Annotated in this window: 11 protein-coding genes; all 11 read right to left on the reverse strand. The window is 65.4% G+C overall.

What is annotated here, in order from left to right; genetic code table 11:
* Nucleotides 1-29: 29 nt before the first annotated feature.
* A complete protein-coding gene (locus tag V9L21_RS09515; RefSeq protein ID WP_337311234.1) occupies nucleotides 30-1367 on the reverse strand; it encodes a sulfate adenylyltransferase subunit 1 in 1338 nt (445 codons plus the stop codon).
* Nucleotides 1367-2320, reverse strand: a complete 954-nt coding sequence (gene cysD, locus V9L21_RS09520; RefSeq protein ID WP_337311236.1) for a sulfate adenylyltransferase subunit CysD — start codon at nucleotides 2318-2320, stop codon at nucleotides 1367-1369. Before cysD ends, V9L21_RS09515 begins: the two co-directional genes overlap by 1 nt.
* 31 nt (nucleotides 2321-2351) lie before the next feature.
* Entirely contained in the window at nucleotides 2352-2984 is a 633-nt protein-coding gene (locus V9L21_RS09525; RefSeq protein ID WP_337311237.1) for a phosphoadenosine phosphosulfate reductase domain-containing protein, read from the reverse strand.
* A gap of 21 nt (nucleotides 2985-3005) precedes the next feature.
* Nucleotides 3006-3401, reverse strand: coding sequence for a DUF934 domain-containing protein (locus V9L21_RS09530; protein ID WP_126746440.1), 396 nt, complete (start codon nucleotides 3399-3401; stop codon nucleotides 3006-3008).
* Nucleotides 3398-5176 (reverse strand): nitrite/sulfite reductase, encoded by a 1779-nt coding sequence (locus tag V9L21_RS09535; protein ID WP_337311239.1) that lies wholly within the window; start codon nucleotides 5174-5176, stop codon nucleotides 3398-3400. Before V9L21_RS09535 ends, V9L21_RS09530 begins: the two co-directional genes overlap by 4 nt.
* 267 nt (nucleotides 5177-5443) lie before the next feature.
* Nucleotides 5444-6265, reverse strand: coding sequence for a M55 family metallopeptidase (locus V9L21_RS09540; protein WP_337311241.1), 822 nt, complete (start codon nucleotides 6263-6265; stop codon nucleotides 5444-5446).
* Between the two features lie 19 nt (nucleotides 6266-6284).
* Nucleotides 6285-7352, reverse strand: coding sequence for a DmpA family aminopeptidase (locus tag V9L21_RS09545; RefSeq protein WP_337311243.1), 1068 nt, complete (start codon nucleotides 7350-7352; stop codon nucleotides 6285-6287).
* A gap of 13 nt (nucleotides 7353-7365) precedes the next feature.
* Nucleotides 7366-8286: a glutathione ABC transporter permease GsiD gene (gene gsiD / locus V9L21_RS09550; protein WP_337311245.1), complete on the reverse strand. Its 921-nt coding sequence runs from the start codon at nucleotides 8284-8286 to the stop codon at nucleotides 7366-7368.
* A 10-nt stretch (nucleotides 8287-8296) separates the two neighbouring features.
* Nucleotides 8297-9217, reverse strand: coding sequence for a glutathione ABC transporter permease GsiC (gsiC, locus tag V9L21_RS09555; RefSeq protein ID WP_337311247.1), 921 nt, complete (start codon nucleotides 9215-9217; stop codon nucleotides 8297-8299).
* Nucleotides 9218-9354: 137 nt separating this feature from the next.
* Nucleotides 9355-10905 (reverse strand): glutathione ABC transporter substrate-binding protein GsiB, encoded by a 1551-nt coding sequence (gene gsiB, locus V9L21_RS09560; RefSeq protein ID WP_337311249.1) that lies wholly within the window; start codon nucleotides 10903-10905, stop codon nucleotides 9355-9357.
* Nucleotides 10906-10976: 71 nt separating this feature from the next.
* Nucleotides 10977-12854, reverse strand: coding sequence for a dipeptide ABC transporter ATP-binding protein (locus V9L21_RS09565; RefSeq protein WP_337311251.1), 1878 nt, complete (start codon nucleotides 12852-12854; stop codon nucleotides 10977-10979).
* Nucleotides 12855-12868: the final 14 nt, after the last annotated feature.

The following is a 12868-nucleotide window of genomic DNA, read 5'->3' on the forward strand; positions in this document are numbered from 1 at the left end:
TCAGTGTGAGGTCGGGAAAACCCCAGATTTTAGGCCTTTGCGGCGGCAGGCTGCACGAGCACGGCGGCAGCGGTCTTGTGGGTGGCCGTATCGACCAGCACCAGCGAGCCTAATGCGCGCGATTGTGTGAAGGGCAGAACGGCCAGCGGCTGCTGCAGCGCAAGCACCACATCGCCGATGGAATTGGCCTCCAGCTGCGCCGTCGGCTCGGATTCGAGCGTGGTGATGTTCACCCGGTCGACGATGCGCGCCACCTTGGCTTTCACCCAGCGATGGCCCTGCAGCGCCCAGTAGACGCGGCCCGCAACCAGCGGCTCGTCGTCGAGCCAGGCGACCGTGGCGGTAATTTCACGCACGGGCTCGAAGGCACCGGGCGCCAGCAGCCAGTCGCCGCGCGACACATCCACTTCACGGTCGAGCACGATGCCGGCGCTGTGGCCCGCATGCACCGTCTTCGGCTGGCGCGTGTGGCTCAGCACCTGGGCGACCGTGGCCGTCTGGTTGCTGGGCAGCACGGTCACGCGTTGGCCAGGCTCCACATGGCCCGAAGCCACGCGGCCCCAGAACACGCGGCGGCCCTGCGAGGTGTCGGCCGAGGAAGAAAATTTTTCGACCCACTGCACCGGAAAGGCGAAGGGCACGGCCTCATCCTGCACGGTGACCGGCAGTTCCTCGAGCAGTTCGAGCAGGCTCGGGCCTTCGTAGCCGACCCAGTCGGCATGGCGCGTGGCCACGTTCCAGCCCTTGAGGGCCGAGATCGGCACGATGGCGGCCACCTGCACGCCGGCCGCTTCGGCAAAGGCGTTCAGGGCGGTCGAGATGCGTTCGAAGGCCAGGGCGGCATCGTCGATGGCGTCGAGCTTATTGACCGCGAACACGATCGACTGCACGCGCAGCAGATGGGTCAGCAGCGTGTGACGGCGCGTTTGCGGCAGCAGCTCGCGCTTGACCACGGTGCCGTCTTCCACCTCTGCGGCCCAGGCCAGCTTGGTGGCATCGACCAGCACCACTGCGGCATCGGCAGCGGAGGCGGCCGTGACCATGTTGCGGGTGTATTGCTCATGGCCCGGCGCGTCGCCGATGATGAACTTGCGCTTGGCGGTCGAGAAGTAGCGGTAGGCCACGTCGATCGTGATGCCCTGTTCGCGCTCGGCCGAGAGGCCGTCGGTGAGCAGGGCCAGGTCGGTTTCGCCGCCGCGCTGCACGCCGGCGAGCTGGTCTTGCAGCACGGTCTTGCTGTCGACCAGCAGGCGGCCGATGAGCGTGCTCTTGCCGTCGTCCACCGAGCCGCAGGTGATGAAGCGCAGGGCGGTGCCGGTGTCGCCGTGCAGGGCGTTGCTATCGAGGGTTGCCGTCGTCGTGCTCATCAGAAATATCCGTCTTTCTTGCGCTTCTCCATCGAAGCTTCCGAAGTCATGTCGTCCATGCGCGTGGCGCCGCGCTCGCTCACATCGACGCTCAGCGTCTCGAGCACCACGTCGCCCGCATCGGCGGCCAGGCTTTCGACCGGGCAGGTGGTGGTGATGTCGCCCACGGTACGAAAGCGCACGTCGCGCACCTGCACCGTTTCGCCGTCGCGCGGCGGGGTGAGCTCGGTCACCGGCACCAAGAGGCCGCGGCGCTCGACCACTTCGCGCTTGTGCGTGTAGTAGATCGACGGCAGGCCGACGTGCTCGCGCTCGATGTATTGCCACACGTCGAGTTCGGTCCAGTTCGAAATCGGGAACACGCGGAAGTGCTCGCCCGGGGCCAGGCGCGTGTTGAACAGCGTCCACAGTTCGGGGCGCTGGTCCTTGGGCTGCCATTGGCCGAATGAATCTCGGTGCGAAAAGATGCGCTCCTTGGCGCGCGCCTTTTCCTCGTCGCGGCGGGCCCCGCCAATCAGCGCGTCGAAGCGGAACTCTTCAATGGCCTCGAGCAGCGTGACCGATTGATGCGCATTGCGCGATTCGCCGGGGTGCGCCAGGCGCACGGTGCCGCGCGCCATCGAGTCTTCGACGCTGCGCACGATGAGCTCGGCGCCCAGTTCCTTGGCGCGCTGGTCGCGGTAGGCCGTCACTTCAGGAAAGTTGTGGCCCGTGTCGATCATCAGCAGCGGGTAGGGAATGCGGCCGACACCGAAAGCCTTTTCGGCGCACTTCAGCAGCACCAGCGAATCCTTGCCGCCCGAAAACAGCAGGGTGGGGCGCTCGAAGGCGGCCGCGACTTCGCGCAGGATGAAGATGGTTTCTTCCTCGAGCGCATCGAGGTGCGTGTTGGAGAGGTGCGCAGGAGAATGCATCGAGGGCTGCAAAAGTTCGGCTTCGGTTCGGGCGTTCATCGGAGGGGTCCTGGATGCGGAGATCGATCGTTCAGTGCGAAAGATGCAAGCCGCATTCGCGGTTGTCTTCGCCCTTGGTCGGGTCCACATAGTCGAAGTTGTTGGGCAGGCCGTTCGCTTCGCAGTATTCGTACAAGTCCTTGGACGTCCAGTGCAGCAGCGGCGCCACCTTGATCAGGCCGTCGGGGTTGACGCTGACCGGGTCCATCTGCGCACGCACGGCGGTGTCGGTGGCGCGCAGCGCGGTAAACCACACCTTGGGCGCCGTTTCGCGCAGCGCGCGGGCAAAGGGCTCCAGCTTCACTTCTTCGGTGAAGGCGGCGTGGCGCGGATCGTCGAGCGCCGGGGTGGGGCCTTCCACCGCTTCACGGTGCGCACGCGAGCGGCGCGGCAGGTAAATATGCAGGTCCAGGCCCAACTGCTTCGTCACTTCGTCGGCAAAGCGGTAGGTGGCCTCGGTGTTGTAGCCGTTGTCCATCCAGATCACCGGAACATCGCGTTTGGCGCGCGTGACCATGTGCAGGATCACGGCCTCGAACGGGCGAAAGTTGGTGGTGACGATCGCGGGTTGGCCGAGGCCGATTGCCCAGTCCACCAACCCCTCGGCATTGCGGCCGAGTTCGGTGTTGATGCGTGCAAAGTCGATGTCCGTGGCAATGCTCATGTCGAAGTTTCCTGTGCGGGCTCAGTTGCTGGCCGCGAAGTGCGGCGCCGGCTGCACCGCGTCGCCCTGGTAGAAGGCGGCAAAGCGGTCGAACTGGCGCTGCGCGTCGGAGGCGTCCACGCCTTCTTTGAGCACGGCGCTCGAAAAACCGGTGCGTTCCATTTGCACCAGCTGGTCGATCAGCACGTCGCCCGTGGCGCGAATGTCGCCCTTGAAGCCCAGGCGCCGGCGCAGCAGGAAGGCCTGGCTGTAGGCGCGGCCGTCGGTGAACTTCGGAAAGTTCAGGTCGATGCGCTCGATGTCTTCCAGGCACACCTCGATGGCGAGCGGGTCGGCATCGTTCGGCAGTTGCAGCACCTTCGGGTCGCCGTCGTCGATGTGCTCTTCGGCGGCCAGGATGTTCAGCTTGCGGTTCATGCTGCTTCCTCCACCTTGAACCGCGCACCGTTGGCCGCGGCCTTGAACGGGTCGTGGCCCACGCGGCGCAGGGTGTCTATGAAGGTTTCACCGCCTTCGCGGGTATCGCGGTAGGTGGTGAGCACGGCCTCGATCACGCCCGGCACTTCGGCCGCCGAGAACGAGGGGCCGACCACCTTGCCGGCCTGCGGCGTGCCGCTGAGCGCGGACCCGTCGGAGCCGCCCAGGGTGACCTGGTACCACTCCTTGCCGTCCTTGTCGACGCCCAGGATGCCGATATGGCCGCTGTGGTGATGGCCGCACGAATTGATGCAGCCGCTGATGTGCAGGTCGATCTCGCCCAGGTCGTCGAGCTCGTCCAGGTCCTGGTAGCGCTCGGTAATGGCTTCGGCAATGGGAATCGAACGCGCATTGGCCAGCGCGCAGAAGTCGCCGCCGGGGCAGGCGATCATGTCGGTGAGCAGGTGCACGTTGGCGCTGGCAAAGCCGGCTGCGCGGGCGGCGAGCCACAGCGCATGCAGGTCTTCGGCATGCACCCAGGGCAGCACGATGTTCTGGTCGTGCGTCACGCGGGCCTCGCCGGCCGAAAACCGGTCGGCCAGCACGGCGAGCGTGTCGAGCTGGTCGGCCGATGCATCGCCGGGCGCCTGCTTCAGGCGCTTGAACGACAAAGTGACGGCGCGCAGCGCGGGGTTCTTGTGCGGGGCCACGTTGCGGGCCAGCCAGCGGGCAAACTGCACGTCGTCCGCGGCGTGGGCGCGCAGTTCGGCGTCGGTTTTTTCGGCGCTCTGCAGCACGCGGGTGGCGAGCGTCGGCGGCACGAAGGAGGCGGCCACGCGGTAGTACTCTTCCTGCGTGATGGTGTGCGGTGCGCCGTCGTGCTCGATGATCTGCTTGTACTCGGCTTCCACGTCGTCGATGTAGCGCTGGCCTTCGGCCTTCACCAGGATCTTGATGCGCGCCTTGTAGATGTTGTCGCGGCGGCCATAGCGGTTGTAGACACGAATCACCGCTTCGAGGTAATTCATGATCTGCTGCCAGGGCAGGAACTCGCGCAGCACGGTGCCGATGATGGGCGTGCGGCCCATGCCGCCGCCCACCTGCACGCGAAAGCCGATTTCGCCGGCTTCGTTCTTCACTACGTGCAGGCCCACGTCATGCCAGCCGGTGGCGGCGCGGTCTTCTGTGGCGCCCGTGATGGCAATCTTGAACTTGCGCGGCAAGAAGGCAAATTCGGGGTGCAGCGTGCTCCACTGGCGCATGATTTCCGCGAACGGGCGCGGGTCGGCAATTTCGTCGACGGCGATGCCGGCACGCTCGTCGCTCGTGATGTTGCGAATGCAATTGCCGCTGGTCTGAATGCCGTGCATGTCGACCGAAGCCAGCAGGTCCATCACGTCGGCCGACTTGGCCAGCGGAATCCAGTTGTACTGCACGTTCTGGCGCGTCGAGAAGTGGGCGTAGTGCGTGGGCAGCTTGTGGCTGCCGAGCAGGCCCTGCGTCTCGATGGCCTTCTTGTAGACCTCTGCCTCCGGCTCGTCGTACTCGCGGGCAATGCGGGCCAGCACGCGCAGTTGGCGGCTCGAGAGTTCGCCGTACGGCACGGCCACGCGCAGCATGGGCGCATAGCGTTGCACATACCAGCCGTTTTGCAGCCGCAGCGGGCGGAACTCGTCTTCGGCGAGCTTGCCCTTTTGCCAGCGCTCGAGCTGGTCTCTGTATTGGGCTGCCCGTTGGTGGACGAACTGGCGATCGAAATCAGTGTATTGGTACATCGTGAGTCTTGAAGAAGTGCGGTGCCGCACGTCCAACGGGGCGCCCCAGCAAGAAGCCGAGATTCTGAAAGCGCGCCTTATGGAAGCAAACTATTTTTTGGTTCGCGCCTTATGCGGATAAGCTTATTCTCCAATGCCCATGCGGGTTGCCGGGCGGTTGAATGCTTATTCTGGATAAGGGCGCGAGTGCTCCGCAGGCCTAGGATAAGGCCCATTGGGGTTGCGCGTTTTGTCCACTCCCGCCTTGGGGAGAGTGCGGGTGCTGCTTCAGCGCAGCATGGCCGACATGGCCGAGCAGCAGTTCAGCATGCGAACCGCGGCTTCCACCGAGTCCGCGGTGAAACGCAAGGTCACACCATCGACGCGTTCGAACGACGGCCATTGGCAGAAAAGGTCGGCCATGGCGGGCGACTGGGTGCGCAGCGTGACCACCTGCGGGCCCTTGAAGACCAAAGGGGCAGCGCCGGCTCTGGCAGCCAGGCCCTGGATGACCCCTGCGTGGATGGCCGCGCGCGACTGTTCGGGCGAAAGCGACACGCCGCTGCTGAACCCGGTGGCGCGCTTGGTCTGCACGAAGACCGCATGCGGAAAGACCGGCTGGTTCTCGGCGATGAACACATCGTCTCCGCTGGCCATGACCACCGGCACGCCGTATTCACCGGCCAGCGCGCCATAGAGCCCGGCCTCGCCCAGCTCCCGGCCGCCGAGCCAGATGCCCGCAAACGCAAAGCTGTTGATGGTGTGGGCAAGGATGCCGCGCCCCTGCGCGCGCGAGTGGTAGCCCACCATGCAGACGGCTTGCACGCCTTCTTCTTCCACGCCGGCCACCATGCTCAGGTAGCGCGGCTTGCCTTGGACCACGCGGGCGCGCGGGTCGAGCACGTCGGGCGGCATGTTGCGAAAGCCGCCGTGCGAATCGTTGACCAGCACCTCGGTGGCGCCGGCCTCGAAGGCGCCGGCAATGGCCGCATTGGCCTCTTGCGCCATCAGCAGGCGTGCCCGCTCGAACTCCGGATTGCCGGGGCGCACCTGTTCCTGGTGGTAGACGCCGGCAACGCCTTCGATGTCGGTGGAGATCAGAACTTTCATGCGGGGCAAGACCTGCGGGTCAGGAGATAAAGGAAGAGGGCGGCAGCAGCTCCGAAAGCGCGCGCCGGTGGTGACCGTCGCGGCCGGTCACTGCCGTGGCACGCCACAGCGCATGGACGATGGCCTGTTCGGTGCCGTCGGCCGCAGCCTGGAAGATATCGTCAAGCAGGCTGTCGTGCAGCATGGCGAGGGCCGGCATCGGCCGTTCGGCCCGGTCGGGCACGGTGTAGGCGGTCGAAAAAGCCAGTGCGATGTCGCCGCTGCCGTGGCCGAACACCGAGCCGGTGCGCGCCAGCCCGGCGCCGGCACGCAACGCCAGCCGGCGCAGTTGCCGCGCGTCCAGCGGGGCGTCGGTGGCAATGAGCATGATGATCGAGCCCTTTTCCGGCTCGGCCGCCGTGCTTGCCTGCGCGGCCGCGTCTTGTGAAGCCAGTTGCGCCGCGAGCTGCGCGCCGACAGCCCGGCCGGCCAGCACCAGTTGCGGCAGCCGGCCGTAGTTGGCCAGCACCAGCGCGCCCACGGTGTGCACGCCGCCTTGGCGCGACGGCACGCAGCGCGATGCACTGCCAATGCCGCCCTTGAACTGGAAGCTCGACATGCCGCGGCCCGCACCTACCGAGCCCTGCTCGAAGTCGGCGCCCGCGCTTTCCAGTGCGTGCAGGTAGTCGGCCTCGGCCACGGCCAGCCGCTGGATGTCGTTGAGAAAACCGTCGTTGCATTCGAAGACCAGCGGATTGACTGTGGGCAGCGAACGCCCCGATTCCGGGTTGGCCGCCACGCAGTCGCGGATCTGCGCTGTCGCAACGGTGCCGACAGAAAAAGTGTTGGTCAACGCAATCGGCGTTTCGAGCACGCCCAGTTCTTCGACCTGCACCAGCCCCACGCTCTTGCCGAAGCCGTTGAGCACCACGGCCGCGGCCGGCACCTTGTCGCGGAAAGCGTCGCCGCCATGCGGGCGCACAACGGTTACGCCGGTCTGCACGCCGTGGTCGTCCAGCGTGCGGTGGCCGACCGAGACCCCCTGTACGTCGGTGATGGCGTTGCGCTTGCCTGCGGGCAGGCTGCCGATGTGCGGAATCGATGGCATGCGAAGCCTCGGTTTACTGGCGGTCGATCTTCGGGTCTAGCGCGTCACGCAACGCATCGCCCAGCAGGTTGAACGCCAGCACGGTGAAGAAGATGGCCAGGCTAGGGAACAGCGCCACGTGCGGCGAGGTCACCATGTCGGCGCGCGCTTCGCTGAGCATGGCGCCCCACTCGGGCGTTGGCGGCTGCGCGCCCATGCCCAGGAACGAAAGGCTGGCCGCGGTGATGATCGATGTGCCCACGCGCATCGAAAAATACACGACGATCGACGAGATGGTGCCCGGCAGGATGTGCCGCACGATGATGGTCCAGTCCGATGCGCCGATGCTGCGCTCGGCCTCGATGTAGGTCTGCTGCTTGAGCACCAGCGTGTTGCCGCGCACCAGCCGCGCGAAGGCCGGCACGCTGAACACCGACACCGCCACCACCACGTTGGTCATGCTGCTGCCCAGGATGGCGACCACGCCCAGCGCCAGCAGAATGCCCGGAAAGGCAAACAGCACGTCGGAGATGCGCATCACGACGCGGTCCCACCAGCCTTCGTAATAGCCCGCGAGCAGGCCGAAGGCCGTGCCGACGAAGCCGCCAACCAGCACCGACAGAAAACCCGCCATCAACGAGATGCGTGCGCCCATCAGGATGCGGCTGAAGATGTCGCGGCCCAGCGGATCGACGCCGAACCAGTGCGTGGCCGAGGGACCCGTATTCAGCATGTCGTAGTCGAAGAAATTCTCTGCGTCGAAAGGCACGATCCACGGCGCGAACACTGCGACGAACACCAGCAGCAGCACGAACAGCGCCGCAACGATGCCTACCGGCTGCTTCTTGAAGCGGCGCCAGCATTCGCCCCAGGGCGTGCGGACCTTGCCCGCGGTTTGCACCGCCACGACGGGCGGAGTGATCGTTTCGGCAGACACGCCGGAAGCTTGCGTCATGTCGGCTGCCTCACTTGTAGCGGATGGTCGGGTTGATGTAGCCGTAGAGCACATCGACCACCAGGTTGATCAGGATGAATTCGAGCGAGAACAGCAGCACCAGCGTCTGGATGACGGGGTAGTCGCGCATCTGCACCGCATCGACCAGCAGGCGGCCGAGGCCGGGCCAGTTGAAGACCGCCTCGACAAGAATCGAGCCGCCCAGCAGAAAGCCGAACTGCAGGCCCATCATCGTCACCACTGGAATGAGCGCGTTGCGCAGGCAGTGCTTGATGATGACGGTGCGCTCGCGCACGCCCTTGGCGCGGGCCGTGCGAACAAAGTCTTCCTGGATCACTTCGACGAACGATGCGCGGGTGAAGCGCGCCATCACGGCGGCCACCGCGGCGCCCAGCGTGATCGAAGGCAGGATGTAGTGCTTCCAGCTGCTGGCGCCCACGGTGGGCAACCAGCCGAGCTGGACCGAGAAGATCTGCATCAGCAGCATGCCGAGTGCAAATGCAGGAAAAGAGATGCCCGATACCGCCAGCGTCATGCCGATGCGGTCGGGCCATTTGTTGCGGTACACGGCAGAGACGATGCCAATGCCCATGCCGAAAATCACTGCCCACACCATGCTGGTGATGGTGAGCATCACCGTCGGGAAAAAGCGCTCGCCGATCTCCGTTGCCACCGGCCGCCGCGTGCGGATCGAGGTGCCGAAGTCGCCTTGCAGCATGTGGGTGAAGAAGCTCACGAACTGCTGCGGCAGCGGCTTGTCCAGGCCCAGCTCCGCGCGCACCATGGCCACGGTCTGCTCGTCGGCTTCCTGGCCGGCGGCAAGGCGCGCCGGATCGCCCGGCAGCATGTGGACGAACAGGAACACCAGCACCGCCACGATGAGCAGCGTCGGGATCAGCCCCAACAGTCGTTTGAGAAAGTAATTCAGCATGGCATACAGGCGATCAGGCCTCTCGGAGCCTTTGGGGCCCTAGTCGGGAGACACCGCGGAACCGGCTTTGCCGCGCCGCAGGTGTCGCCCCCTTGAGGGGGAGGCGGCTACACGAAGTGAGCCGCTTCGGGGGTGGGTCAATTAATCGAGATGGCGTCGATGTTGATGTTGCCGTCAGGCATCACGTACACGCCCGACAGGCGCTTGGAGTGCGCCGACAGGTTCTGCTCGGTCACCAGCGGCACGCGCGGCAGGTCCTTGCGGATTTCTTCCTGCGCGGTCTTGTAGAGCGCGGCCTTTTCCTTGTCGTCCACGGTAATCAGAGCCTTGGCCAGCGCGTTGTCCACCACCTCGCTCTTGTAGAACGACATGTTGTTCAGCTTGGGCGCCCAGGCTTCCGAGGCGAACAGCGGGCGCAGGCCCCAGTCGGCTTCACCGGTCGACGAAGACCAGCCCGTGTAGTACATGCGCACCTTGGCCGTCTTGGCGTCGGGCCATGCATCGACCATCTCGGTGCGCTGGCCCACTTCGAGTGCCTGCACCTGCAGCTTGATGCCCACTTGCGCGAGCTGCTGCTGCACGAACTGGATGGTCTTCTGGCTGGTCGTGTTGTTGTAGGCGCTCCACAGCACCGACTCGAAGCCGTTCGGGTAGCCGGCTTCGGCCAGCAGTTCCTTGGCCTTCTTCACGTCGTAGGGAATGGGCGCCATCTTCTCGGCAAACTTCACGCCCTGCGGCAGCACGCCCTGCGCAGGGAAGGCATAGCCGCCGAAAGCGACCTTGGCCAGGGCTTCCTTGTTGATGGCGTAGCCGATGGCTTCGCGCACCTTCGGGTTGTCGTACGGCTTCTGCAGCATGTTGAATGCCAGGAAGCGCGTGATGATCGAAGGAATGGCGACCACTTCGAGCTTGTCGCTCTTCTTCAGCAGTTCGGCCTGCTCGTAGGGAATCGGGAAGGCGAAATCGGCTTCGCCGGTTTGCAGCATGGCGGCGCGCGTGTTGTTCTCGAGCACGGGCTTCCATTGCACCGTGTCCACCTTGGGGTAGCCCTTCTTCCAGTAGCCGTCGAACTTCTTGGCCTTGACCGCTTCGGTCTGCTTCCACTCGACGAATTCGAACGGGCCGGTGCCCACCGGGTGGAAGGCGATGTCCTTGTTGCCCCACTTCTTCAGCGCGGTGGGCGAAATCATTGCGGCCGAGGCGTGGGCCAGCGAGTTGATGAAGGGGCCGAAGGGCTCCTTCAGCGTGATGCGCACCGTGCTCGCGTTCACCGCTTCGACCTTGCTCACGCGGTTGAACTGGTTGTAGCGCAGCAGCTTGTTTTCCTGGTTCAGCACGCGGTCGAGTGTGAACTTGACGGCGTCTGCGTTGAAGTCGGTGCCGTCGTGGAACTTGACGCCCTGGCGCAGCTTGATGGTGTACACCAGGCCGTCCTTCGACACTTCGTAGCCTTCGGCCAGCACGTTCTGGACCTTCAGGTCCTTGTCGAACTGGAACAGGCCTTCATAGAAGGTCTTGGTCACGGCCGTGGTGATGGTCGTGTTGGTGTTGTACGGGTCGAGCGTCTCGGGCTGGTAGCCGATCGACAGCACCGCGTCTTTCGCGGCCATTGCCGTGCCGGTCATCGCCAGTGCGGCCAGGCCCAGCAGTGCCGATGCCCATCGCAGGGAGGAAGAAGATTGCTTCATGGAAAGAACTCCAGTCGGTTCGAGGAAAAAAGCAGGAGAGGGCCTGCGGGTTGAAAAAATCTGCCTGTCGCTCAGAAGGCTCCGCCCACGGCGTGCCGTGCGACGAAGTGGCCGGGCGCAACCTGCACCAGCGGCGGCACGTCGGGCTCATCGCCCACCGCGCGGATGGGGCTCGGGATCTCGCCTTCGAGCAGCGCGCGCGGCTTGTGGCGGCGCGACGGGTCGGCCACCGGCACTGCGGCCATCAGCTTGCGGGTGTAGGCGTGCTGCGGTGCTTCGAACACGGCGCGGCGCGGGCCGATTTCGACGATCTGCCCGAGGTACATCACGGCCACGCGATGGCTGATGCGCTCGACCACGGCCATGTCGTGCGAGATGAAGAGAAACGCCACGCCCAGCTCGCGCTGCAGGTCGAGCATGAGGTTGACGATCTGCGCTTGAATGGATACGTCGAGCGCCGACACCGATTCGTCCGCCACCACCACCTTGGGGTTGAGTGCGAGTGCGCGCGCAATCGCGATGCGCTGGCGCTGTCCGCCCGAGAACTCGTGCGGATAGCGCTGCGCCACCTCGGGCGGGAGGCCTACCTTCTGCAGCAGCCAGTCGACGCGCTGCTGCGCCTCGGCGCCCTTGGCGATGCCGTGAATCAAGAGCGGCTCCATGATCGAGAAGCCGACCGTCACACGCGGATCGAGCGACGCGAACGGGTCTTGAAAGATGAACTGAATGTTGCGGCGCAGCGCCTGCAGTTCGCGCGTGGGCAGCTCGCGAATGTTCTGGCCGCCGAACTCGATGGCACCGCTCTGGCTTTCGACCAGGCGCAGCAGCGAGCGGCCAGTGGTCGACTTGCCGCAGCCCGATTCGCCCACCAGCGCCAGCGTTTCGCCGGGGTACAGGTCGAAGCTGATCTTTTCCACCGCATGCACGCGGCGCTTCACTCGGCCGAAGAAGCCGCTGCGCACGTCGAAGCGCGTCACGAGGTCGCGCACGCGCAGGATCGGGCCTGCGTCAGCGCGCACCGTCGTTTGCGGCGTGGTGTCGGCGACCGGCACGGTGTCGGGGCTGCCTTCGGTACGCAGCAATTCGAACTTGGCGGGCAGGTCGGTGCCCTGCATGGCGCCAAGCTTGGGCACCGCAGACAGCAGCGCCTTGGTGTACGGGTGCTGGGGGGAGGCGAAGACCGTGTCGGAACTGCCGGCTTCCACTTTGTCGCCGCGGTACATCACCAGCACGCGGTCGGCAATCTCGGCCACCACGCCCATGTCGTGCGTAATGAAGAGCACGCCCATGCGCATCTCTTTCTGCAGCTCTCGAATGAGCTGGAGAATTTGCGCCTGGATCGTCACGTCGAGCGCAGTGGTGGGCTCGTCGGCAATCAGCAGCTGCGGCTTGCACGACAAGGCCATCGCAATCATCACGCGCTGGCGCATGCCTCCCGAGAGCTGATGCGGAAAGCGGTCGAGCACATTGCGCGCTTCAGGTATGCGCACCAGCTCCAGCATGCGCAGTGCCTCGGCGCGCGCGGCCGCGTTGCTCTTGCCCTGGTGGATGCGAATGGCCTCGGCAATCTGCTCGCCGGCGGTGAACACCGGGTTGAGAGACGTCATCGGCTCCTGGAAGATCATCGCGATGTCGGCGCCGCGGATGTTGCGCATTTCGGCGTCGCGCGCCTGCGCCAGGTCGAGCACTTCGCCGTTGCGGCGGCGAAACGCCATGCGCCCGCCGAGGATGCGGCCGCCGCCGTGCTCCACCAGCCGCATCAGTGCGAGCGAGGTGACCGATTTGCCCGAACCCGATTCGCCCACCACCGCAAGCGTTTCGCCGTGGTCGACATGGAAGGACAGCTTCTTGACGGCATCGACCGTGCGCTCGGAAGTCGAGAAGCGAACGGTGAGATCGTCGACGGCGAGAACGCGGCCGTCTGGCAGGGCGAGGGCAGGGGAGGACATGGGATGCGAGAAAA

It is taken from the genome of Variovorax sp. CCNWLW235 (genome assembly GCF_037204085.1).
In the GTDB taxonomy this organism is placed as follows: domain Bacteria; phylum Pseudomonadota; class Gammaproteobacteria; order Burkholderiales; family Burkholderiaceae_C; genus Variovorax.

What these genes read in the sequence shown, in the direction of transcription:
- V9L21_RS09515 (WP_337311234.1), bottom strand. Translation starts at nt 1,367, where the DNA reads ATGAGCACGACGACGGCAACCCTCGATAGCAACGCCCTGCACGGCGAC.
- cysD (WP_337311236.1), bottom strand. Translation starts at nt 2,320, where the DNA reads ATGAACGCCCGAACCGAAGCCGAACTTTTGCAGCCCTCGATGCATTCT.
- V9L21_RS09525 (WP_337311237.1), bottom strand. Translation starts at nt 2,984, where the DNA reads ATGAGCATTGCCACGGACATCGACTTTGCACGCATCAACACCGAACTC.
- V9L21_RS09530 (WP_126746440.1), bottom strand. Translation starts at nt 3,401, where the DNA reads ATGAACCGCAAGCTGAACATCCTGGCCGCCGAAGAGCACATCGACGAC.
- V9L21_RS09535 (WP_337311239.1), bottom strand. Translation starts at nt 5,176, where the DNA reads ATGTACCAATACACTGATTTCGATCGCCAGTTCGTCCACCAACGGGCA.
- V9L21_RS09540 (WP_337311241.1), bottom strand. Translation starts at nt 6,265, where the DNA reads ATGAAAGTTCTGATCTCCACCGACATCGAAGGCGTTGCCGGCGTCTAC.
- V9L21_RS09545 (WP_337311243.1), bottom strand. Translation starts at nt 7,352, where the DNA reads ATGCCATCGATTCCGCACATCGGCAGCCTGCCCGCAGGCAAGCGCAAC.
- gsiD (WP_337311245.1), bottom strand. Translation starts at nt 8,286, where the DNA reads ATGACGCAAGCTTCCGGCGTGTCTGCCGAAACGATCACTCCGCCCGTC.
- gsiC (WP_337311247.1), bottom strand. Translation starts at nt 9,217, where the DNA reads ATGCTGAATTACTTTCTCAAACGACTGTTGGGGCTGATCCCGACGCTG.
- gsiB (WP_337311249.1), bottom strand. Translation starts at nt 10,905, where the DNA reads ATGAAGCAATCTTCTTCCTCCCTGCGATGGGCATCGGCACTGCTGGGC.
- V9L21_RS09565 (WP_337311251.1), bottom strand. Translation starts at nt 12,854, where the DNA reads ATGTCCTCCCCTGCCCTCGCCCTGCCAGACGGCCGCGTTCTCGCCGTC.